This is a genomic window from Bradyrhizobium xenonodulans, from assembly GCF_027594865.1.
Classification (GTDB): domain Bacteria; phylum Pseudomonadota; class Alphaproteobacteria; order Rhizobiales; family Xanthobacteraceae; genus Bradyrhizobium; species Bradyrhizobium xenonodulans.
In genome coordinates, this window is sequence record NZ_CP089391.1 from 4,033,934 (window position 1) to 4,056,654 (window position 22,721).

The following is a 22,721-nucleotide window of genomic DNA, read 5'->3' on the forward strand; positions in this document are numbered from 1 at the left end:
GCCAACGGTCCGGTGCGTGGCTTTGTCGCCACGAGGAGCGGCACTGCCACCAAGACCGATACGCCGCTGATCGAAACGCCGCAGTCGGTCTCCGTCGTCACCACCGACCAGGTCAGGAACCAGGGTGCGGTCTCGATCGGCGAGGCCTTGCGCTACACCGCCGGCGTCAGCGGCGACGTCAATGGCGGCTCGGACACCCGCTTCGGCGCCCTCCAGATCCGCGGCTTCGACACGACCATGGCGGGCCTCTATGTCGACGGCTTGCGGATTCCCTCCAGCAATTACGTGCACTTCAACGGCCTCGATCCCTATGGCGCCGAGCGCATCGAGGTGCTCAAGGGCCCGTCCTCGGCGATGTATGGCGGCAGTGGCACCGGCGGCATCCTCAACTACGTGACAAAACTGCCGACAGCGCAGCAGTTCGGCGAGGTCTCGATCTCCGGCGGCAGCTTCAACCGCTATCAGGGGCAGTTCGACATGGGCGGCTCCGCCAACAGGGAAGGCACCGTGCTGTGGCGCCTGACGGGCGTCGTCCGCGACGGCGAGACTCAGGTCGACTTCACCAAGGACAACCGCGTCTTCATCGCGCCCGCCGTCACCTTCAAGCCGAACGAGGATACGACCATCACGATCCTGGCCAACTACCAGCGCGACCGGGCAGGGTGGGGCCTCCAGTTCCTGCCGGCCTCGGGCACGGTATGGCCGAACAACGGCCGCACCATCCCCGTCTCGTTCTTCGCGGGCGTGCCGAGCTTCAACGCCTTCAACACCGAAATCGCGACTGCCGGCTACCAGCTCTCGCACAATTTCACGGACAACATCACCTTCCGGCAGAACCTGCGCTACGCCTATCAGCACAACGAGGAAAAGACCTTCTACGGCACCGGATACACCGACGAAGCGGCGGGGCAGCTGGGACGTTTCGGCAGCTACAGCAACTCGTACATCAACTCATTTGCGGTGGACAACCAGCTTCAGGGCAAGTTCACCACCGGCATCCTGAGCCACACCACGCTGGTCGGGATCGACTATCGCAACACCACGTTTCGCGATACGGCCTTTGCCGTCACGACGTCGGCGCCGGAGATCAACGTCTTCAATCCGGCCTACAGCTACGACTGGACCATGGGCGCCATGTACGACAACACCGGCGTCAAGCAGTCGCAGGTCGGCCTCTACGCGCAGGATCAGATCAAGCTCGGCCGGCTCTCGTTCCAGTTCGGTGGCCGCCAGGACTTCGTGACGACGCAGCTCGACAGCGGTATCACCAACACGTCGGTCTCGAAGGATGCCTCGGCCTTCACCGGCCGTGCCGCCGTGATGTACAATTTCGACAACGGCATCGCGCCGTATTTCAGCTACTCGGAATCGTTCCTGCCGGTGCTCGCGACCGGTCCGGCCGGACAGATGCTCAATCCTGAAACCGGCGTCCAGTACGAGGTCGGCGTCAAGTACCAGCCGCTCGGCTGGAACGCGCTGTTCACCTTTGCCGCCTTCGACCTGACGCGCGACAACGTCGGCGTCTACGTGCCTGCAACCACCTATTACGAACAGATCGGGCAGGTGAAATCGCGCGGCATCGAGCTCGAAGGCACGATGTCGCTCGCCGACGGCTGGAACCTGCGCGCGGCCTACGCCTATGTCGATGCCATGGTCACGCAGGATCCGGTCAATGTCGGCAAGGCGCCAGTCACCGTGCCGCTCAATCGCGCCTCGCTGTGGAGCGACTACACGCTTCAAAATGGTCCGCTTGCGGGTTTGCAGTTCGGCGGCGGCATCCGTTATGTCGGCGCGACCTGGGGCGACGATGCCAATACGTTCAAGGTGGGGTCATCGACGGTGCTGGACGCGTTGCTGGCCTACACCCGCGACAATTGGCGCCTGTCGTTGAACGTGACCAACCTCGCCGACACGCGCTATGTCGCCGCCTGCTACGGGCTGTCGAGCTGCATGTATGCCGAGGGACGCAAGGCCATCGGCAAGCTGACCTACCGCTGGTGAGTTCAAACCGACAGACGATCGGCAATGGGAGCCGGGCCTCCGAAGTGAGATTCGAACGATGAGAGCGATATTCGGCAGGCTGCATCGCTGGGCGGGACTGCTGACGGCCGGATTCCTGTTCTTCTCCGGCATCACCGGTGCGATCATCTCGTGGGATCACGAGATCGACGACGTCCTCAACAGCCATTTGTTCGACGTCACCAGCAAGGGCCCGGCGATTCCTTCGATCGAGCTCGCCAAGATGATCGAGCAGCGCGATCCGCGGGCACGCGTGGTCTATCTCTTCATGACGCCGGAGGAGGGGCACTCGCTGTGGTTTTTCGTGATGCCGCGGATCGATCCTTCGACCGGCAAGCGCTTTGCGATGGACTACAATCAGGTTTTCCTCGATCCCAACACCGGCGCAGAGCTCGGCCGGCGTTACTGGGGCGCGGTGTGGCCGGTGACGCGCGAGAACTTCGTCTCGTTCCTCTACAAGCTGCACTACACGATGCACATCCCGGAATTCTGGGGCAGCGACCGCTGGGGCATGCGCGTGCTCGGCGTCATCGCGATCATCTGGACCATCGACTGCTTCGTCGGCTTCTATCTGACGCTGCCGTCGCGACGGCGCGCCAAGGCCGCGCGAGCGCCGCAAGTCACGCGCCAGCTCGAGCGCGGTTTCTGGGCGCGCTGGGCGCCGGCCTGGACCATCAAGACCTCGGGCAGCGCCTACCGGATCAATTTCGACATCCACCGCGCCTTCAGCCTGTGGACCTGGGGCCTGCTGTTCGTCATCGCGTTCACGGCGTTCTCGCTGAACCTCTATTTCGAGGTGTTCTCGCCGATGATGAAGATGGTGTCGAATTACACGCCGACGCCCTATGAGCAGCGGCCCTACCGCGATCTCGACGATCCCATCGAGCCCAAGGTCACCTTCGCCGACATCGCCGCACGCGCGGCCGCCGACGGCAAGGCGCGCGGCTGGACGATCCCGGTCGGCTCGATCAATTACGGCCCGGCCCACGGCGTCTATGCCGCGGCCTTCTTCCATCCCGGCGACGACCACGGCGCCGGCGGCGTCGGCCCGGCACAGCTCTATTACGACAGCGAGGACGGTCGTCCGATCGGCGAGCGGCTGCCCTGGGTCGGCACCGCCGCCGATATCTTCGTGCAGGCGCAATTCCCGCTGCATTCGGGCCGCATCGTCGGGCTGTTCGGCCGCATCCTGATCTCGGTCATGGGGCTGGTGGTGGCTGCGCTCTCGGTGACCGGCGTCGTGATCTGGTGGCGCAAGCGCCGCGCCCGTGTGCGCGTCCGCGAGACCGCGGCGATGCGCCCGGGCCGGCAGCAGCTCACGCCGGCGGAGTAGGGCCTCACTCAGCGATCGAGAACCGATGTTCCGGAAGGCCCTGTCCGACGCCGTGAATGGCAAGGAGATGACCGGCCTGAGGCTCGACGTGGAGCTGCTGCCGATCCAGGAATTTCCTGGCCGTCGTCACAAACAGCGTCCTGAGATCGCTTCCCCCGAAGCACAGACAGGTGGGATTGGTCACAGGTAGCGGAATGACCGTGTCGATCTTCCCGTCAGGCCGATAACGCACCAGCCGACTGCCTGCGAAAAAAGCCGTCCATAGCCCGCCGTCGACGTCGACGCAGGCGCCGTCAGGTCTTTCCTGGGACGCGCTATAATCCGCAAACACGCGCTTGTTCCGGATCGCGCCGTGATCGAGATCGAACTCGAACATCCAGGTGCAATATCGCCGCGTATCGGTGAAATAGAGCGTGCGATTGTCGGGCGAGAACGCAATCCCATTCGTCACGATGACGTCGCCGAACAGGCGCATCACCTGACCGTCTCCGGTGACGCGATACAGCGAGCCATTCGGACGATGCAGCTGATTGTCCATGGTGCCGATCCACAACCGGCCGCGCGCGTCGACGCGGCCGTCGTTGAGGCGGTTATCCAGGCCGCTTTCGACCTCAAACATCCGGTTCTGAAGACCGCCGTCGGGAGCGCGACGGGAGAGACGCAGATCCTGCGCGAGCAGATGCGAGCCATCCGCGGTCAGGGCCTGGCTTCCAAGGAATTGGCAGTCGTAGGAAGATATGGAATGAGCGCCCGTGGCGGGATCGAAGGATTGATGGCGCCTGCCGTCGATGTCGAGCCACCACAGCTTTCGGGACCGGTCGCACCACAAGGGGGTTTCGCCAAGAATATCCGCCGCGGCGACCGCGGTCTCGACTCGATGCGCGGGGATCGTATCTCGAGTCATCCTGGAATTCGCTTGCGTGTGATCGCTGACGTGAGGCTTTGGCGGGGACGGCGGTCAGCTGACCTTCCAGGCGGAAAGGGCATGCGCGACGCAGCCATTGATATGGTCGGTGAGGACGGTCCTGGCGCGTTTGATGTCCCGCTTGAGTGCGCATTCCAGCAATGCCTTGTGCTGGTTGATCGTCTCCGCGCCGCGATAGCGAAGCGCGTAGCGGAAGTATTTGTCGAACACGACCGAGTGCGCGTGCATCAACTCGCGGGATCCGCAGCTCGAGATCAGCGCCTGGTGGAACTCGCCGTCGTAGCGCTTGCGCAGCTCGGGATCGTCGCCCTCGGCGAGGAGGGTGCGTTCGGTGGCCGCGAGCTTGTGATGCGCGGACACCACGCGGCCTTCCCACTCGACATCGCCGGCACGGAACGACTCGGCCATCGCATGGTGCTCCAGCAGGATGCGCAGATCGGCGAGCTCCCGCAGGTTCTGGATCGAGACGGGCGCCACCTCGAATCCACGCTGGCCTTCGGCGACCACGAACCCCTCGGATGCCAGGCGGTTGAGGATCTCGCGCAGCGTGGAGATGCTGACGCCGTAATCTTCCTTCATGGCATCGAGCTTGAGACGGCCGGACGGCGTGAGCACGCCGAAAATGATGTCGGACCGAATGCGCCGATAGCCGCTGTCGCCCGCCGACAGAGGCCGTTCCTCGAGTGCCGTCATGCCTTCTGATCCCGCTTGTCCGGTTCGTCCGCCCTTGGAGGCGGCCGATCCATCAATGTTGCCAGCACTATAGCAGACTTCCAAAAATGAGATATTGGAAGTAATATCATATGATTTCTATTTTATCATTTGACGAGGAAATATATGTATGATGTGTAAATAAGCGGAGGGCGCGGAAAGTAATGGCTTAAGCCGTGGTTCGTGCCCGATCGAACAGGGAGGGAACGATGAGCTTGTTGCTACGGGCGCTGTCCGCGACGGCAATCTGCGTGGCGCTGACGGTCGGCGCATCTGCCGAGGACATTCAGGAGCGGACGATCAGGTGGGGGCACCTGAACAATACCGATCATCCCGTCAGCTTTGGTGTGAAGAAGTTTGCCGAGATCCTGCTGGCGAAGAGCGGGGGCAAGATGAAGGTCCGCGAGTTCGCGGCCTCACAGCTCGGCAACGAGTTGCAGCAGCAATCTGCGCTGCGCGGCGGCACGCAGGAGATGCTTTCAGCCTCGACGACATCGCTCGCAACGGTCGTCCCTGAATTCGGTCTCGTCGATTTCCCGTTCCTCTTCAACACGACCGAGCAGGCCGATGCTCTCGCGACGGGCAAATTCGGCACGGCGATGCTCGACACGCTGCCGTCGAAGGGGCTGATCGGTCTCGGATATTGGGGCCTTGGCTTCCGCAACGTCACCAACAGCACCCGCCCGATCACCAAGGTCGAGGACTTCAGCGGCCTCAAGCTTCGTGTGATTCCGAATCCGGTCTATCTCGAAAGCTTCAGCGCCTTTAAGGCCAATCCGGTCCCGATGGCCTTCGGTGAGCTGTATTCGGCACTGGAGACCCGCACCGTCGACGGCCAGGAGAACCCCTACACGGTCATTCTCTCGAACAAATTCTACGAGGTGCAGAAATACGTTTCCGCCACGAACCACACTTTCACCCTGAACATCATTCTGGTGAGCAAGGCGTTCTGGGACAAGCTGTCGCCGATCGAGCAGCGCCTGATGCGCGAGGCCTATGACGAAAGCCGGGGCTATCAGAAGGAGCAGACCCGCCTCCAGACGGACAAGGCCCTGGCGGAGTTGCAGGCCAAGGGCATGCAATACAATGCGATCGCTCCCGAGGAGACCGAGCGCATGCGGAAGGCGGTGCAACCGGTCGTGGACAAGATTTCCGCCAATCTTCGCCCCGAGACGGTGAAGATCTTCAACGACGAAGTCGCGCGCATCCGCAAGGACGTGAAGTAGCGAACGTCTTCGTCACGCAGGCGGCCGAGCCGGGCAATGACCGGCTCACGCCCTCATTGCCTGGACGTCCCGCATGGCGCGAGCTCTCGACCTCTATTGCACGTTCTTGAAAGCCGTCATTGCCGCGTGTCTCGCGGTCATGGTGGTCCTGGTCTTCGGCAATGTGGTGCTGCGTTACGGATTCAACTCCGGAATCACGATTTCCGAGGAGCTCTCGCGGTGGCTGCTCGTCTGGCTGACCTTCCTCGGCGCCATCGTCGCGCTGCGCGAGCACGCCCATCTCGGGGTCGACTCGCTGGTTCGGATGCTGCCGGCCTCCGGCAAGCGCATCTGCTTCGTCATCAACTATTGCCTGATGCTGTTTGCCGACTGGTTGCTGCTCTCGGGCAGCTGGCGCCAGACCCTCATCAACGTCGACGACCGCGCGCCGGCCACCGGTCTTTCGATGGCCATCTTCTACGCGGTCGGCGTGATCTTCGGCGCGTCAGCCGCAATTATCCTTCTCCACGACCTGTACCGGGTCATCAGCGGGCGGGCGCGGGAGGAGGACATGGTGGCAGTCCGGGAATCGGAGGAGCCGTAATGTCCTCCATCGCGGCTGCTCATCCCCTTCGCATCACGAGGATCACGGCATGACGATCGCCGTTTTCACCTTCTCGCTGCTCGGCGCCATGGCGCTGGGGATGCCGATCGCCTTTGCGCTCCTTATCTGCGGCGTCGCCCTGATGAGCACGATCGACATGTTCGATGCCCAGATCGTGGCGCAAAACGTCATCAACGGCGCGGACAGCTTTCCGCTGATGGCCATTCCCTTCTTCATGCTCGCAGGCGAAGTCATGAACAAGGGCGGTCTGGCGAAGCGTATCGTCAATGTCGCGCTCGTTGCCGTCGGACATGTCCGCGGTGGGCTTGGCTACGTTACGATCCTCGCGTCCTGCATTCTGGCATCGCTTTCCGGCTCGGCCGCAGCCGATGCGGCAGCGCTTGCGGCCCTGCTGGTGCCGATGATGGTGGCGGCCGGCCACAAGAAGTCCTACGCGGCCGGCCTGGTGGCGGCCGGCGGCATCATCGCCCCCGTAATTCCGCCCAGCATCGGGTTCGTGATCTTCGGCGTCGCCGCGGGCGTCTCGATCTCGAAGCTGTTTCTGGCGGGCATCGTGCCCGGGCTTTTGCTCGGGGCAGGGCTCTGCCTGGCCTGGGCGTGGGTGGTGCGCCAGGAGAACCTGACGCCGCCGCCGCGGGCATCCATCTCCGAGATCGTGAGGGCCGTCGTCGACGGGTTCTGGGCGCTGATGATGCCGGTCATCATCGTGGTCGGCCTGCGTTTCGGCATCTTCACGCCGACGGAAGCCGCGGTGGTGGTCGCCGTCTATTCGCTGTTCGTGGCGACATGCATCTATCGCGAGCTCGAGCTGTCGCAGCTCTACGAGGTATTCGTCTCCTCCGCGGTGACGACAAGCATCGTGATGTTCCTGGTGGCGGCAGCGCTGGTCTCATCCTGGCTGATTACGGTTTCGGAGATTTCGGCGCAGGTCGTCCAGCTGCTGAAACCCTTCATGGGCAACAACACGCTGCTGATGCTCGCGATCATGTTCGTGGTGGTGATTGTCGGAACTGCACTCGACATGACGCCGACGATCCTCATCCTCACGCCGATATTGATGCCGATCGTCAAGGCGGCCGGAATCGATCCCGTCTATTTCGGCGTTCTCTTCATCATCAACAATTCCATCGGCCTGATCACGCCACCCGTCGGGATCGTGCTCAATGTCGTCTGTGGCGTCTCCAGGATCAGCATGGAGGACATCATCAAGGGCGTCTGGCCTTTCATGATCGCACAACTGATCGTCCTGTTCGCGATGGTATTGTTCCCGGGACTGGTGACGATCCCGGCCAAATGGTTTGGCGGCTAGTCGCGCAGCGTTGGCAAAGGAGAGGCGAAAATGGCCGCGAACATCATGATCCTCAACGGACCCAATCTCAATTTTCTCGGGATCAGGGAGCCGCACATCTACGGCCGGACGACGCTGAAGGAGATCGAGGCGAGCTGCCAGGCCTTGGCCGATCAGCTTGGCATCTCGATCTCGTTCCATCAGTCCAACATGGAGGGTGAGCTCGTCAACCTGATCCAGTCCGCCCATGGCAGCGCGGATGCGATCATCATGAATCCGGCGGCCTATTCCTTCACCTCCATCGCGCTGATCGATGCGCTGAAGATCTTCGAGGGCGTCAAGATCGAGGTGCACATCTCGAACATCCACGCGCGCGACGAGCTGCACCGCCACTCGATCACGTCGAGTGCCTGCACGGCCGTCATTTGCGGCCTGGGTCCGTATGGCTATCTCGCCGCGATCCTGGCGGCCGTTCAGCGGCTCGGACAAATGCCTGAAACGATCCCGCCGGCTCTTCACGGGCTTGCGGCCGCCGGCAAAACGTAAGCAGGGAGGGCGCCATGCGCGGCACAGGATTTCTCGCCATCTGGAGCGACGTCGAGGCTCACGACCTGACCGACTACCGGCACTGGCTGACGCGCGAGCACACGATGGAGCGCGTGACGACCAGGGGTTTTCTTGCATCGCGGGTCTTCCGCGCGGCGAGGGACGACCTCGACCGGTTCTTTATCCTGTACGAGCTGGAAGCGCCCGAGGTTCTGGATGGCGAGGCCTATCTGGCGCGCCTCAACGCACCGACGCCGTGGTCGCAGCGCATCATGCCAAAGCTCGGCAACTTCATGCGGGGCGGGGGCGCTATGGTTGCGCGTGCGGGGCGGGGCGAGGGGGCCACGATCGTGGCGCTGCGCATCGAGAAGTTGCCCGCAGCCCCCATGAAATTTGCCCAGGCGCTCGCTACGTGCGACGGCGTCGCCGCCGTGCAGGTCGGGGCGACCGACGAGGTGCGGACGTCGGTGCGGACTGCTGAAAAGGGCATGCGGAGCAGCGAGGGCTTCTTCGCTGGGCTTTTGTTGATCGAGGCGCTCGACGAGGCCTCCTTGCAGGGCGCACTGAAGCAGGCACGCGCGATCGCCCCTGACGTCCTGAACCGGGCGAGCGAGGCGGAAGTCTATCAGTGGATGTTTGCGCTGGACGCCCGCATCGCCGATTCTTCGGGCTGCGACTCTGCCCCCAAATGCTAAGTAAGCTGTCGGTAGAAGGAGCCAGCCTCGCGGCATGAACCTTCGCGCCCGGCCCCGGCACAAAGACTGGAGGTCGCCTCCAGCCTTCCGGACATTGCAATGAGATCGCTTGCCTTGCTCTGCCTGCTCGCCTTGGCCACGCCCGCGCATGCGGCCGGTCCCGAGCAGCATTATCTCGACCTGCGCGATCGCTCGATCGCAAAGTTCTCGAAGGCCAAGGAGAACGACGAGATCTACAAGCAGCACGATGCCGCCTTGAAAGAGCTGGCCGACGTGCTGCGTGGTTTGGTGGGATCTGTTACGATCAAGGGGCTGCCGGCAGAGGGCAGGTCGAACGCCGATACGCTGTTCAAGAACGACATCGGCTTCGGCCATCTCGACGGGCTCAGCTTTGCCTCGGAAGGTTACAAGACGCAAGCGGTGGTGACCACGACTGCGCTGCTCAAGCACTGGCTGGGCGAGCACCGCGCCGACGGCATGCCGCAGGAGATCGGCGCCGCGCTCAAGTCGGATCGCTTCTACTATCACGCGATCCAGGACGCCGCCTTCGCCATCTACGCGGAACTGCCGATCACCAGGCCCGCGACGGTCAGCGCCGCAGCCGCCGTGCTCGGCGTCCGCGGCAATGGCGGCCTCAAGGGACCGCCGCATGAGATCGACGTGGTCGCGATCCAGGGCGACAAGGTCTTCTTCATCGCGACATCGGACGCCGCGAAGACGGGCGAGATTCCGGCCTGCGAAAAAGTCTGGAAGCAGATGATGGCCAGGAAGAGCCTGCAGGACGCCATGGCCAGGGAAGACCATGCGATGGACGCCTACACGAAATGCTTCGCCAAGGAAGCGCCGGGGCAGGAGTGGTATGCGGCGGCGGTGAAGAAGGCGCAGAGCCAGCTGGAGCTGTTGCCGCTGCGCTAGGACCGCAGGGCGCGCCGACGACTGCCCTTGGGCACTCGCGTTGCCGGATGGCCGGCCCGGCCGGGCTTTCGCACCTGCACCACCCTGGCGCGCTGTCCATCAAGGGAAATGACTCAGGTTTTTGAATAGGTTAGATTTTGGCCGGGGCGGCCGGGCCGAACGCCATGTTCGGCGAATGCGACGCGCGAGCTTTCACCTTGTGCTCAGCAAGCGTAGGCGGGATACTGTGAATATGTGTGATGCCTTGCGGCATCCGGTCTGGCACCAGCTGGGGACCGCGCTTGCTGTTCGGCAACGAGTTGGCTGCAACCGACGATGAATATGCAGACCCGCGACCCGAAAGGCGAACGTCATCGATTGACGGTGCTTTTCTCTGACCTCGTCGGGTCCACCGCCCTGGGCAGAGATATCGAGTCCGAGCACCTTTCCGAACTCCTGAGCCAACTGCGCGAGATCTGGCATCGCGCGGTGACCAAGCACGGCGGCCGCATCATCAGAACGCAGGGAGACGGTGCCCTCGCTGTGTTCGGCTATCCCCGGTCGGGCGAGGATGACGGTCGTCGCGCCGCAGAAGCGGCACTCGATATTCACCAGTGGGTCGGGCAGTTGCGGCACGACGGCGTGTCGCCGGCCCTGATGCCGCTGCGAATGCATTCCGGTATCCACGCCGGCACCCTGCTCCTGACCGAAGGAGATATCGAATCCGGCCGGTACGACCTGATCGGCGACGTCGTGAACACGGCGGCGCATCTGTCACGCCACGCTGCGCCGGGCCAGATCCTGGCTAGCGTCGATGCCCTTGGTCCGCACGCAAATTTCTTCGAGCTCGGCGGCTGTCTTGAGGGTGCGGCGCCTGGAATGCCGCAGGCGCGGGTGGTGCTGAGACGAAGCTCCGTCACCCGGCGGTTCGAGGCAACGTCGCGTCGCGGTTTGACGCCCTTTATTGGTCGCAACGAGATATTCGACTTTCTGACAGCCTTCCTCGACCAGGCACATCCGGCCACGCAACGTTGCGTGGTCGTGGTCGGCGGTCCCGGGCTCGGGAAGACGCGCCTCCTGGAAGAAGTGTTGCGACACTGCGGTACCGAACAGTTCACGCTGCTGCGGGGCAATTGCGAAAGTTATGTCGGTGCCGAGGTCCTGCAGCCTTTCCTGCAAATGCTGCGCGCCTACCTGGGAATCCGACCGGACGCATCCATCGTCGAGGCCGACGAGATCGCCCGTTCCGGCCTCGAGCCATGGGCCGCCCAGCTCGGTCCGCGTGCTGAATCGATCCTCGGGCTGGCATCAACCGGCGCCGATGCGCGCGGCGGCCGGATGACGGTCGATGGCGTGGTCGGTGACCTGCTCGGGTTCTTTACGGCCCTGTCCGCGCAGGGTGCTTTGGTGCTGGCGATCGATGATTGGCAATGGTCCGACGACGCGAGCCGGCAGTTGCTGGAGGCACTCCTGCAATTGACCAACGGACCGCGCGTGATCCTTGCCAGCCGGCCTCGCGACGACGGCACGGAGTGGATTTCGAGCGCGCCGCACCTGCAGCTGGAGCCGTTTCAGGGCCCGGAAACTGACCTTGCCGTACGCCGCTGGGTGCCACAGGCCGATCCCTTCCTGGTGGCCCGCATTCATGCCTATGCCGGCGGAGTGCCGCTGTTCATCGAAGAGCTGTGCCACTCCGTCGCGGCCAACGATCCTGTTTCGTTCGAAGCGCGCAGCAAACAAGGATGGATCGGAACGCTGGTCGCCTCGCGGCTGGCGCGCTTGCCGCCCGATGAGGTGAGCGTCGTACGCGCCGCCGCGGTGATTGGAAACACGATGCCGCATGGATTGCTGGTGTCGGCCTGCGGCAGCGAACCTGACCCGGCGACCATGCGGGCACTGGCCGACGCGGATTTTCTCTATGCCGATCCAGCGGGGGGAATCCTTCGCTTCAAGCACGGCATCACGCGGGACGCGGTGTACGACACGATCGGCCTGCACGAGCGTCAGGCATTGCACAAGCGCATCGAAGCCACGTTATTGGCACGGTCCGAGCAGGCCGATCGCGAAGACGCGCTGGAAGCGCTGGCCTACCACTCGCGCGGCGCAGGTCATTGGGAAAGCGCGGCGCATTATGCCGAACGCGCCGGCGACAAGGCCATGGCTGCGTTCGCGCTGGATCGTGCCCGTGTCCAGTATCAGGTTGCCATGCAATCGCTGGATCGCGTGCCGGATCGCTCGCGCGAGCAGTCCCTGCGCTGGTGCTTGCTAGCCAACAAGTTGGGCATGGTCACCATATTCGACCCGCTATCGCTGACCGATGACATCACTGTGTTCGAGCAGGCGGTTACGATCGCCTCCTCGCTCGGCGACCCCAGCGCAATGGTTAGTTCATATGAATGGCTTGGCTGGATGTGCTATGCATTCGGCCGCTTTCGCGCTGGTGTGACACACACAAGGACAGCGCTGGAGCTCGCGCGCAAGCTCGGTGATCACCGCCTGATCGCCCACATGGAAGCGACGCTGGGCCAGATTCTCGCCGCGAGCTGCCAGTACGACGAAGCCATCGCCTTGATCGACGCCGCCATCTCGACCAAGCAGAAACGCAGCCGGCGGCATGGCGCCATATCCTTCGGCGCGGCCTATGCGCTGTCGTGCAAGGGCGGCGTACTGGCCGATCGCGGCGATTTCGACGGCGCTCACGAATGTTTCAGTGAAGCGATGGCCCTGGTCGAAGGCTCGACCCATCCGGTCGTCAATTCGGTGCGCAACTGGATCTCGGTCGCGCTGGTCTGGCAAGGCCGCTGGCAGGAGGCGGAGCGGCTCGCCGTTGAGGGCACACGCGTCGCCGAAAACACGCGTAGCCTGCTGCTGCTGGCGGATTGCCGCGCCGCGTCCGGATTTGCCCGCTGGTCGGCGACCGGCGATGCCGATGGTTTGCAGCAGTTGCGGAACGCCGCGCAATGGATGGAGCGGCGCAACTTTCACTTCTACACTTCCGTTCAATACAGCTGGCTGGTCGAGGCGGCGACAGCCGAAGGCGATGTCGATACTGCACGGCGGTACGCCGCCCATATCCTGAGCCGCGCGCGTGAAGGCGAGCGGCTGGGCGAGGCGGTGGCGTGCCGCTCGCTTGCGAAGCTCGCAGCCCTGCGCCAGGATTTTGGACGAAGCCAACGCTGGTTGCGGCGCGCCGAAGCCTCCGCCAGCTGGCGGGGTTCGCTGCGCGAAGCGGCCCTGAATCTGGCCGCGCGCAGTGAGGTTCTTGCGCCGCAGGGGCAGGGAGAGGCGGCCCGCCAGACCGCAACGGAAGCAGCCGAAAAACTGCACGCGCTTGGCATGCGCTGGCACGCGGAACGGGCGATCCGGTCCGTCACCGGAGCGCCCGTCATTAGCGCCCATGATCAGCATAAGCTGCTGGGTGGCGGCCAGCATTATGCGATCTAGCTAAAGCGCGATGAGAACTCGTCATCGCACTTCAGATTGTTATTTGAGCATGAGCTCCGCCCAAACCGTTCGGCGTTTGTCGCGAGTGAAAACCGCTGCGCGCTTTTCCGGATACTGCTCTAGGAGGAGCCCAGCGGCGCAGGAACCCTTCCATCCGTCGTCAAGCTCAGTGGAATGGGGCCGGCACGCAAGGGCAGCGGCGTCTCCACCAGTGCACTGAAGAAACCGAGCATCACGGCCAGCGCCGGATCTGCTCCGGGACAAGAATGCGTGGGATGACCCTCGACTCTGCGGTTGCCGCCGAAGGCGTGATAGATGTCCTGACGGCCCTCGACGAGGTTTTGCTGGGTCGCGGAGACCGCGCCGGCGACGATGACGTCTCCCGGCCTGATCTCGACATCTCCGATGGTGTGCGAAACGATGGCTGTCCGCCAGATCAGTTCGGGCACTGCGCGCAGTTGCATGGCCGGGATGAAATCGTCTCTGAGCCGGTTGCGGGCATCCGTGTAGTCCTTTGCCACCGTGCCGGCGTAGCGGGCGCGCAACGCCCACAACGTTCCTTCACGCAACCATTCGTTCAATATCCTGCGTAGGTTTCCATCGACGGTCGGAATGAAGCCCATCATGGCGCCGGCGATCGTGCGCGCCACGAACGGAATGTCGCCAGTGCCCCGCGACGAGTTGTAAACTGCCTTCGTGACGGGTCCGTTTGTCGGCCCGAACTGCGTCAGGAAACCTTCCATGGCGCGGCGTGCAGCGTCGCCATGTGCCGCGCCGACCTCCTCCACCTTCTTGTTCGGATGGGGTTGGAAGATGTAGCGCGAAGGGGAGAGGAAATGGCCGGGATAACCGGGCGGCTCGCCTTGCTTCCAATCCCAGCGATAGCCGGCGCGGCGGAAAAAGCCGCCGGCCTCGCTCAATCCGAACCACGCTTCGCAGAAGGCGCCGAGCAGGGGATCGACCAATTCATGCACATCGACGGTCAGTTCCCAGCTCGCTTCGCCGTCGGCGGCGGCATAACCAATCGTCTCCTTGACCATGATGCCCAGCACCTTATGTACGACCGCACGCGCCAGCTCGAATGTGGCGAATTGGTCGAGGGCCATGATCGCAGCGTTGCAGACGGCAGATTCCTGCTCATAGACTTGGTCCGGCTGTCTGGCGTCGCGGCCGAGATAGAGGATGCCGAAAGACCGCGTCATGCGGGGCAGGTAGCCGGTGATGGTCAGCTTGGTGTCGGAATCGGCAAAGACCTGGGAGACCAAGTCGCGGTCGGCCACCAGGACCCCGAAGGGCGTGCGGAGCGCGCCGCCGTGGCGCTCGCGGATCGCAGCCCAGATCGACGCGTTGACGAAATGCGAGGCTGAATCCGGATCTTCGAGCGCCGTCTTCCACGCGTCCATCGCCGCAGCTTCGCCCTGCCGCCTCTCGATCAGACGCAGACGCGCGATCTCTTTTTCGCCCTCATTCGCGCACCACGTCACCGCCGGTTTGCGCCCCTGGCTCGCCGCCCATTGCTGCAGATCGGCAAGCGCCTTTTTCGATGGCGCAAAGAAATACGCCCCCCATTCCAGACGGACGAACGGACGAGGTTCGTCGTGGAGCCGGTCCGAGCCGTCCAGCGCCACGCGAACGGTCTGGCCGCCATGCTCGAAACGGAAATGTCGAAGCCGGCCGGGTTCGGCGAGGCCGAGGAAAGGATCGCTTTCCCCGGAGGACGAACCCGAGCTGTTGCCGCCGGCGAGCCAGCTCTGCACCACCTCGAACTGCTCGCCGAGGCTGGCATTGTAGGCCATGAAAACCAGGCCGCGCTCCGGTGGCGGGGCCGATGTGGCGGCTTGCGGGTCGAAGGGCGGACCATAGGACATGCCGCGCCTGACGATCCGTGGGGGCCGGACGCCGGCATCGGCCTCGGTGATCAGGACGCGCGGATTGGCGCGCCGTATGTGCGCGTGAAACGGGCACAGTTGCGCCTGCGCATCGGCATCGTAGTTGAAGTCGTTGTATTGCGGGCCGGGAGGCGGAGCAGGGGTCAGGGGTTGGCCGGCCTGGGGATGACCGGTCGGCCAGCGTCCCATCATCTTGGCCATCAGCATCTCGCGCGTCAGTGCAGGTGCGTCCGGGCCGGCCGCCTTGGTTGCCTGCTCCGTGGCGCGGGACAGGACGTCCGCGAGTTGCTCGACATCCTGTCGCAGCTTACGCAGCGCCATGAAGCTGCCGTCGCGGAGCATCGCGTGAGCACGATTGGTCTCGTCGCCGAGCGGCGCCGTCTCGTCGGCGAGGTTCGGGTAGCCGCACAGAATCTCGCCGAGATGCACCTGATTGGAATAGCTCTTGCCGGCCTGGTGCGCGTTCAGCACCGGATTCGAACTGCCGTCGGCGAAGCCGAAATGGTCCTGCATGTTGTCGAACTTATCGCGCTGCCGTTGCATCCACTGAATCGAGAGCGGCCTGACGCCCGCATCCACCTCGACCAGCCGGTTCATTTCGGCCATCAACGCATTTCTCGCATCGGCCGTCGTCCGTGCATCCTTCGACCGGAGCAGGCGGAGCTGAAGGACGGCATGGACGGAGCTCATGCTGATGCGCGGCGCAGGATCGGCTTCGCACAGGTCCGGCGCGTCGATGCCGCGTGCCCAGTTGCTTGCCGGAAGGCGCCAGCGCTGGGGATGATTCCAGCGCACGTCGCCGAGCAGGCCGGCGCGTCTTTCCATGCCCTGCAAAAACTCTTCCGGCAGCGTGCGCACCTCTGCGTCGGTCAATCCGGCGTGACGCAGCCCCTCGACCGTGAATGCGATATTGGTGACGATCTGCCCCGGCGTCAGAACGTCGGCCTCGGACGTCACCTTCGGAACCAGAACGTTGAGAAACGCGGCCAGCGCGGCCGGATTGGCGAACTGCAACAGCAGCAGGCAGCCGTGTTCCGAATCCGGGTATGGCGATAGAATTCCGCCTTGCACGTTGCCGGGATTCTGCAACGGCGGCTCGGGCGGCAGGGCGAGCGGCAGGTTTTGCCGTACCGGCGCCACGTCGGGCGGGGTTAGCAACCAGTTCAGGGCTTCTTCATAGCGCCGGCGGGCGCGCTTGACGCCTTCCGCATAGGGAGGGGCATTGATCATGATGACGAATTCCGGCAGCAGCTCGTGGGCGGCCCGATGCAGAACCACCCCGTCATGCGTGCCCGGCGGATAGAAGTCGGCCAGACGGTAAAGCCCCGCCAGCGCGCGTATGCCGTGGTAAAACGCGGGCCGCCCGGCGGCTTCGATGGTGAGCGGTTCGCTGAAGCCGGCATTGGTAGGATCGACGCCTATCTGGTCGTCGACCTGGAATATCGAGCGCCGCGCAATGTCTTCCGGCGACGGAATCCTGATCTGCGTGACGATCCGATCGGCGCCGGCGCCCGAGGCTCGCCGATAGACCCGCTCCTCCATCCGCAAGAAGCGCGTGTCATCCACGGTCAGGTCGGGGGTGGCATAGAGGAAATACGCTTCGGTCTGCTTGCTCTTGAGCCAGATGCCCCAATTTTCGTAGGTGTTCTCGTGACCGAACACATAGCCGTCGGTATTGCAGAAGATGAGGTCGAGCAGCCGCGCGGCCTTCTGCCAGATGACACGCACATAGGCTTCCCAGGAGCCGTCGAATGTCGCGGTCAGCAGCACGTAGTCCACGGCGTCCTCGGTCTCGTCCTCGGGTTCGAGCACGGCGATCCCCACGGAGTGGATGCGTCCCACGCGCTCCACGGAGTCGGACAGCACGCGGGCGAGCTCGTATTCATATGCGCTGACGCGTCCGCCATTCAGCGCCCGCAACACGTATTTGACGCGTGTCTTGTAGGTGGTCGCATCCAGGCACGGTACGAACCCCTTCTTGATCGGAGCCATCACCCTGAAGTCGGAGGTGCCGGCCATGCTGCCGGTCTTGATTGTCAAATCCCGACGCATGTCTCAATCTCCCTGGTGCGAGCGGCCGCCTGATCGTCGCGCCCTCGCTAAAAATGCAACTATTACGTGTTTTCTTCGGCGAGTATGTAATTTGGCTCACAATTGCCGCGACTAACTCTGCTGCTCCGGCGCGCGTCGCTCTATGAACTGGCCCACAATCCCGAACTTTCCTTCGCAGCCCGCAGAACGGAAAGTCGCCCGAACCGATCGCATCGCGTCGCTCGTCGCGCGCAGCATGGGACGAGGGCGGCGCACTACCGGCGCGGGCCACTCAGCCCGGCGAAGACCGATTAGCGCCGACGGCACCGTCTCCTTGTCCTTCAGCGCGTCCGGCCTGCGAAAAGTCTGGAAGCAGATGGTGGCCACGAAGAGCCCGCAGGACGCCATGGCCAGGCGATGGACGCTTCGCCAAGGAAGCACCGGGGCAGGGATGGTATGCGGCGGCGGTGAAGAAGGCGCAGAGCCAGCTGGAGCTGTCGCCGCTGCGCTAGAACGCACCGCCACCCAGATTCCACCCGCGGCCACCCTCGCCAAAAATCTCGTAGCCCGCCGCGGTCACCGCGACCGTGTCCTCGAGCTTGATGAAGCCGCGCCTCGGATGCTTCATCGTGGTCTCGATCGACACCACCATGCCTGCTTCGAGCGGCAGCCGGGCGTCGGTGTCGTCGTAGGGAACCGGACCCGTGGCGGTCAGGTGAGGGACCTCGTGGCTGACCAGGCCCATGCCGTGGGCGAGGAAATCGGTGCAGTCACGCTGAGTGATCTGGGCGAGTTGCCGTTCGGCCGCGACGTAGATGTCGCCGCCCAGGGCGCCCGGCCGGACTGCGGCAAAGGCGGCGCGCTGGACGGCCTCGATCTCAGCCAGGCAGTCCTTCAGCTCTGAATCCGGGTCGCCCAGCACGGCCATGCGCGCGAGGTCGCCGATATAGCCGTGGTAATTGCCGCCGGAGTCGAGCGACAGCACCTCACCTTGCTCCCAGGGCTGCGCCGACGGCGCCCGGTTGTGGCTGCTGCCGCAGGCCAGCAGGCAGTATTCGAAGGTCAGCCCGCGGTTGGCTTCTGCGATGCGCAAGGCGTTGGACAATTGCTGCTTGGTGGTGCCCGGCCCGTGTCCGGCGATCACCTCCAGCATCGATGCGATGACGAGTTCGGATGCGGTCTTGAGCTTGGCCAGCTCGTCCGCCGACTTGACCGCACGCAGCCGCTCCAGCACCAGCAGCGCGTCCTTGAGCTCGGCACCGGGCAGGGCGTCGGCGAGCGCCCGGCCCGCATCCATCGGCAGGAACGCCATCTCGACCCCGACCCGCTTCATGGGCACGCCGGCGTCCCGGATCAGGCCCACGGCGCGCGTGACCGCGTCGACCGAGCCGTTGGACTCGGTCCGGACCTGTGGCACCCACGGCGGCGCGACAGCGCGCTGATGGGTCTCCAGCCGGTGGCCGATATAGACGGCTTTCTCGGGCGCGCCTTTGGGATAGACCAGGACCGGCAGATAGCGGCTGATGCCCACGGCGTCCATGTAGTCGAAGAAGATCGCGCGCTCGGCGCCGAGCAGGTACTGCACATTGTGCTTGGAGGTCGCGACCAGGACGTCGAGGCCGGCGGCCTCCATCAGACGGTCGAGCTTGACGGTATCGAATGGAATGGCGCGCGAGCGTCCTGCGCGGGCGGTGTTCTCCTGCATGACGAAACTCCCATGGCTAGCGCGCCTTCAATGGCTGCGTCTGTTGGCTGGGCTTGCTGGGAGACAATTCTGAGCCGGAAGCGGGGTTCTCGGTAGCCTTCGATTAGGCCGGGCTGATCTGCGCACGACCACATCCGTAATTCGCATAAGGTATATTATGGAATATATTTATCTACAATTGGATCAGCCATTTAGCCGAAACTCCTGCCATCATGCCTTCGCTTGAGCCCCATTTCCGGTCCGCGCCGCGACCATCACCTCAGCCCTTGACGGCTACTGTGCATGGGGTTGTTTTTCAGTTTTCTGAGTCCGGCCATCTCTCCGAAAGCCGATATTGCCGCAACGATGTCCGGCTGCAATAAGCGTGGCCTCGCGAGATCGCAGATGACCTTCAGGCCTTCCGTCCGTATAGGTTTGCATCTCACAACAAGAACAAACTTCTGAGGAAGCAGACCCCATGAGCTTTTCCCGACGCACGCTTCTCAAGGCCTCCGCCGCGACTGCCGTCTTTGGCGGCGTCAGCGCGCCCTATGTGGCCCGTGCCCAGGCCGCCGAGTTCACCTACAAATACGCCAACAACCTGCCGGACACCCATCCGCTGAACGTGCGCGCCAAGGAGATGGCGGCCGCGATCAAGAGCGAGACCGGCGGCAAGTTCGACCTCCAGATCTTCCCGAACAACCAGCTCGGGTCCGACACCGACATGCTGAGCCAGATCCGCTCCGGCGGCGTCGAGTTCTTCACGCTGTCCGGCCTGATCCTGTCGACCCTGGTGCCGGCCGCGTCCATCAACGGCATCGGCTTCGCGTTCCCGGACTACGACACGGTCTGGAAGGCCATGGACGGCGACCTCGGTGCCCATGTCCGCGGCGAGATCAAGAAGGCCGGCCTCGAGGTGATGGACAAGATCTGGGACAACGGCTTCCGCCAGACCACGTCGTCGAGCAAGCCGATCACCGGGCCTGACGACCTCAAGGGCTTCAAGATCCGCGTGCCGGTGTCGCCGCTGTGGACCTCGATGTTCAAGGCGTTCGACGCCGCGCCCGCCTCAATCAATTTCAGCGAGGTCTATTCGGCGCTCCAGACCAAGATCGTCGAGGGCCAGGAGAACCCGCTGGCGATCATCTCGACCGCCAAGCTCTACGAGGTGCAGAAATACTGCTCGCTGACCAACCACATGTGGGACGGCTTCTGGTTCCTGGCCAACCGCAGAGCCTGGGAAAAGCTCCCACAGGACGTGCGCACGATCGTCGCCAAGAACATCAATGCCGCCGCCGTCAACGAACGCGCTGACACCGCCAAGCTCAATGCCAACCTCCAGCAGGAGCTGGCCGGCAAAGGCCTGACCTTCAACCAGCCGACCGTTGCGCCGTTCCGCGACAAGCTGCGCTCCGCCGGCTTCTATGCCGAGTGGAAGGGCAAGTATGGCGATCAGGCCTGGGACCTGCTGGAAAAGGCTGTCGGCAAGCTGTCGTAACGCGTTGGGGCCGCCGAGGTTCGTATCAGGATGGCTCATGTCGAGGTCGAAGTGATCGAAGTGGCGGGCGAGGCGACTGCTCGGTCCCCTCGCCGACCTTCGCTGCTGACTTCGCTCGAACGCGCGCTCGGCCTCCTCGTCGAAATCCCGGCGGCGATCCTGGTCATCGCCGAGATCGTGATCCTGTTTGCCGGCGTGGTCGCACGCTACGGTTTGCACCGGCCGCTGATCTGGTCGGACGAGCTCGCCTCGATCCTGTTCCTGTGGCTCGCCATGCTCGGCGCGGCGGTTGCGTTCCACCGCTCCGAGCACATGCGCATGACCGCGATCGTCGCCAGCGCACGGCCTGCGATGCGGGCCTGGCTCGATCTGGTTGCGACCTGCGCGGCGCTGGCGTTTCTGGTGCTGATCGTCTGGCCGTCCTGCGACTATGCCTACGAGGAAAGCTACATCACCACGCCGGCGCTCCAGATCTCGAACGTCTGGCGCGCCGCCGCGCTGCCGGCCGGCATCGGCCTGATGGTGGCCTTTGCTATGCTGCGGCTGCTGCGCGCGGCCGATTACCGGACGGTCGCGGCGGCCGTCGCCACCGTTGCCGTCGTGATCGGCCTGTTCTGGCTGGCGGAACCGTTGTTGCGACCGCTCGGCAATCTCAACCTCGTCATCTTCTTCGTCGGCGTCGCCGGCTTCTGCGTGTTTGCTGGCGTTCCCATTGCGTTTGGCTTTGGCCTCGCGATCTTCGGCTATCTGGCGCTGACCACGCGCACCCCGGTGATGGTGCTGGTCGGGCGGATGGACGAGGGCATGAGCCACCTCATCCTGCTCTCGGTGCCGCTGTTCGTATTCCTCGGGCTCCTGATCGAGATGACCGGCATGGCGCGGGCCATGGTGGCGTTCCTCGCAAACCTGCTCGGCCACGTCCGCGGCGGCCTGCATTACGTGCTGGTCGGCGCCATGTACCTGGTCTCCGGCATTTCCGGCGCCAAGGCCGCCGACATGGCGGCGGTCGCGCCGGTGCTGTTCCCGGAGATGAAGCAGCGCGGCGCCAAGCCGGGCGATCTCGTCGCGCTGCTTGCGGCGACCGGCGCCCAGACGGAGACCATTCCGCCGAGCCTCGTGCTGATCACGATCGGATCGGTCACGGGCGTGTCGATCGCCGCCCTGTTCACCGGCGGCCTGCTGCCCGGCGTGGTGCTCGCGATCACGCTCTGCATGCTGGTGTGGTGGCGCTACCGCCACGAGGACATGAGCCATGTCCGCCGCGCCAGGGCGTCCGAGATCGGCAAGACCTTCATCATCGCCCTGCCCGCGCTCGCGCTGCCCTTCGTGATCCGCTACGCCGTGGTCGAGGGCATTGCGACCGCGACCGAAGTCTCCACGATCGGCATCGTCTACGGCGCCCTGGTCGGCCTCCTCGTCTACCGCCGCTTCGACTGGCGGCGGCTGTTTCCGATGCTGGTCGAGACCGCGGCGCTGTCAGGCGCGATCCTGCTGATCATCGGCACGGCGACCGGGATGGCCTGGGGCCTGACCCAATCAGGCTTCTCGCGCTCGCTGGCTTCAGCCATGACCGGATTGCCCGGTGGGCCTGCCACCTTCATCGCGGTCTCGATCCTGGCCTTCGTGATCCTCGGCAGCGTGCTGGAGGGCATCCCGGCGATCGTGTTGTTCGGGCCGCTGCTGTTTCCGATCGCGCGCCTCGTCGGGGTGCACGAGGTGCACTATGCCATGATCATCATTCTGGCGATGGGTATCGGGCTATTCGCCCCGCCGTTCGGCGTCGGCTATTATGCCGCCTGCGCCATCGGACGCGTCGATCCGGCCGAGGGCATCAGGCCGATCTGGGGCTATCTGCTGGCGCTGCTGGTGGGATTGATCATCGTCGCGATCTTCCCCTGGATTTCGATCGGATTCCTGTAAGGCGGCCTCGAGGA

15 protein-coding genes are annotated in these 22,721 nt (G+C 64.1%); 11 read left to right on the top strand and 4 right to left on the bottom strand.

Translation table 11 applies throughout. The features are described from left to right. Positions 1–12 precede the first annotated feature (12 nt). Positions 13–2,001 carry a TonB-dependent siderophore receptor gene (locus I3J27_RS18975; RefSeq protein ID WP_270172837.1) on the top strand — a complete coding sequence of 663 codons (1,989 nt, stop codon included), beginning with the start codon at positions 13–15 and terminating at the stop codon, positions 1,999–2,001. A gap of 58 nt (positions 2,002–2,059) precedes the next feature. Next, positions 2,060–3,352 carry a siderophore utilization protein FsrB gene (gene fsrB / locus I3J27_RS18980; protein ID WP_270172373.1) on the top strand — a complete coding sequence of 431 codons (1,293 nt, stop codon included), beginning with the start codon at positions 2,060–2,062 and terminating at the stop codon, positions 3,350–3,352. Positions 3,353–3,356: 4 nt separating this feature from the next. Here the strand turns inward: fsrB and I3J27_RS18985 are convergent, their stop codons facing one another. After that, a complete protein-coding gene (locus I3J27_RS18985) occupies positions 3,357–4,256 on the bottom strand; it encodes an SMP-30/gluconolactonase/LRE family protein (RefSeq protein WP_270172375.1) in 900 nt (299 codons plus the stop codon). 54 nt (positions 4,257–4,310) lie between these two features. Further along, positions 4,311–4,970: a GntR family transcriptional regulator gene (locus tag I3J27_RS18990; RefSeq protein ID WP_270172377.1), complete on the bottom strand. Its 660-nt coding sequence runs from the start codon at positions 4,968–4,970 to the stop codon at positions 4,311–4,313. 227 nt (positions 4,971–5,197) lie between these two features. Between I3J27_RS18990 and I3J27_RS18995 the strand changes: the two genes are divergently transcribed. From I3J27_RS18995 to I3J27_RS19025, 7 genes are all read left to right on the top strand, one after another. Next, on the top strand, positions 5,198–6,214 hold the full coding sequence (locus I3J27_RS18995; protein WP_270172379.1) for a TRAP transporter substrate-binding protein: 1,017 nt from the start codon (positions 5,198–5,200) through the stop codon (positions 6,212–6,214). 73 nt (positions 6,215–6,287) lie between these two features. After that, positions 6,288–6,797 carry a TRAP transporter small permease gene (locus tag I3J27_RS19000; protein ID WP_270172381.1) on the top strand — a complete coding sequence of 170 codons (510 nt, stop codon included), beginning with the start codon at positions 6,288–6,290 and terminating at the stop codon, positions 6,795–6,797. Between the two features lie 49 nt (positions 6,798–6,846). Beyond that, positions 6,847–8,127, top strand: a complete 1,281-nt coding sequence (locus tag I3J27_RS19005) for a TRAP transporter large permease subunit (protein WP_270172383.1) — start codon at positions 6,847–6,849, stop codon at positions 8,125–8,127. A 30-nt stretch (positions 8,128–8,157) separates the two neighbouring features. After that, positions 8,158–8,652 carry a type II 3-dehydroquinate dehydratase gene (locus tag I3J27_RS19010; protein ID WP_270172385.1) on the top strand — a complete coding sequence of 165 codons (495 nt, stop codon included), beginning with the start codon at positions 8,158–8,160 and terminating at the stop codon, positions 8,650–8,652. Positions 8,653–8,666: 14 nt separating this feature from the next. Further along, a complete protein-coding gene (locus I3J27_RS19015) occupies positions 8,667–9,347 on the top strand; it encodes a hypothetical protein (protein ID WP_270172387.1) in 681 nt (226 codons plus the stop codon). A gap of 99 nt (positions 9,348–9,446) precedes the next feature. Next, complete coding sequence (locus I3J27_RS19020; protein ID WP_270172389.1) at positions 9,447–10,262, top strand: hypothetical protein; 816 nt, start codon at positions 9,447–9,449, stop codon at positions 10,260–10,262. Between the two features lie 315 nt (positions 10,263–10,577). After that, positions 10,578–13,685, top strand: a complete 3,108-nt coding sequence (locus tag I3J27_RS19025) for an ATP-binding protein (protein WP_270172390.1) — start codon at positions 10,578–10,580, stop codon at positions 13,683–13,685. 119 nt (positions 13,686–13,804) lie between these two features. Here the strand turns inward: I3J27_RS19025 and I3J27_RS19030 are convergent, their stop codons facing one another. After that, positions 13,805–17,626, bottom strand: a complete 3,822-nt coding sequence (locus I3J27_RS19030) for a Dyp-type peroxidase (protein ID WP_270172392.1) — start codon at positions 17,624–17,626, stop codon at positions 13,805–13,807. Positions 17,627–18,113: 487 nt separating this feature from the next. Beyond that, complete coding sequence (locus I3J27_RS19035) at positions 18,114–19,310, bottom strand: M24 family metallopeptidase (protein ID WP_270172394.1); 1,197 nt, start codon at positions 19,308–19,310, stop codon at positions 18,114–18,116. A gap of 457 nt (positions 19,311–19,767) precedes the next feature. Between I3J27_RS19035 and I3J27_RS19040 the strand changes: the two genes are divergently transcribed. Together I3J27_RS19040 and I3J27_RS19045 are read left to right on the top strand one after the other, a co-directional pair. Then, entirely contained in the window at positions 19,768–20,787 is a 1,020-nt protein-coding gene (locus I3J27_RS19040; protein ID WP_270172396.1) for a TRAP transporter substrate-binding protein, read from the top strand. A 30-nt stretch (positions 20,788–20,817) separates the two neighbouring features. After that, on the top strand, positions 20,818–22,707 hold the full coding sequence (locus I3J27_RS19045) for a TRAP transporter large permease (protein ID WP_270172398.1): 1,890 nt from the start codon (positions 20,818–20,820) through the stop codon (positions 22,705–22,707). The last annotated feature ends 14 nt before the right edge of the window (positions 22,708–22,721 follow it).

What these genes read in the sequence shown, in the direction of transcription:
- fsrB (WP_270172373.1), top strand. Translation starts at nt 2,060, where the DNA reads ATGAGAGCGATATTCGGCAGGCTGCATCGCTGGGCGGGACTGCTGACG.
- I3J27_RS18985 (WP_270172375.1), bottom strand. Translation starts at nt 4,256, where the DNA reads ATGACTCGAGATACGATCCCCGCGCATCGAGTCGAGACCGCGGTCGCC.
- I3J27_RS18990 (WP_270172377.1), bottom strand. Translation starts at nt 4,970, where the DNA reads ATGACGGCACTCGAGGAACGGCCTCTGTCGGCGGGCGACAGCGGCTAT.
- I3J27_RS18995 (WP_270172379.1), top strand. Translation starts at nt 5,198, where the DNA reads ATGAGCTTGTTGCTACGGGCGCTGTCCGCGACGGCAATCTGCGTGGCG.
- I3J27_RS19000 (WP_270172381.1), top strand. Translation starts at nt 6,288, where the DNA reads ATGGCGCGAGCTCTCGACCTCTATTGCACGTTCTTGAAAGCCGTCATT.
- I3J27_RS19005 (WP_270172383.1), top strand. Translation starts at nt 6,847, where the DNA reads ATGACGATCGCCGTTTTCACCTTCTCGCTGCTCGGCGCCATGGCGCTG.
- I3J27_RS19010 (WP_270172385.1), top strand. Translation starts at nt 8,158, where the DNA reads ATGGCCGCGAACATCATGATCCTCAACGGACCCAATCTCAATTTTCTC.
- I3J27_RS19015 (WP_270172387.1), top strand. Translation starts at nt 8,667, where the DNA reads ATGCGCGGCACAGGATTTCTCGCCATCTGGAGCGACGTCGAGGCTCAC.
- I3J27_RS19020 (WP_270172389.1), top strand. Translation starts at nt 9,447, where the DNA reads ATGAGATCGCTTGCCTTGCTCTGCCTGCTCGCCTTGGCCACGCCCGCG.
- I3J27_RS19025 (WP_270172390.1), top strand. Translation starts at nt 10,578, where the DNA reads ATGAATATGCAGACCCGCGACCCGAAAGGCGAACGTCATCGATTGACG.
- I3J27_RS19030 (WP_270172392.1), bottom strand. Translation starts at nt 17,626, where the DNA reads ATGCGTCGGGATTTGACAATCAAGACCGGCAGCATGGCCGGCACCTCC.
- I3J27_RS19035 (WP_270172394.1), bottom strand. Translation starts at nt 19,310, where the DNA reads ATGCAGGAGAACACCGCCCGCGCAGGACGCTCGCGCGCCATTCCATTC.
- I3J27_RS19040 (WP_270172396.1), top strand. Translation starts at nt 19,768, where the DNA reads ATGAGCTTTTCCCGACGCACGCTTCTCAAGGCCTCCGCCGCGACTGCC.
- I3J27_RS19045 (WP_270172398.1), top strand. Translation starts at nt 20,818, where the DNA reads ATGGCTCATGTCGAGGTCGAAGTGATCGAAGTGGCGGGCGAGGCGACT.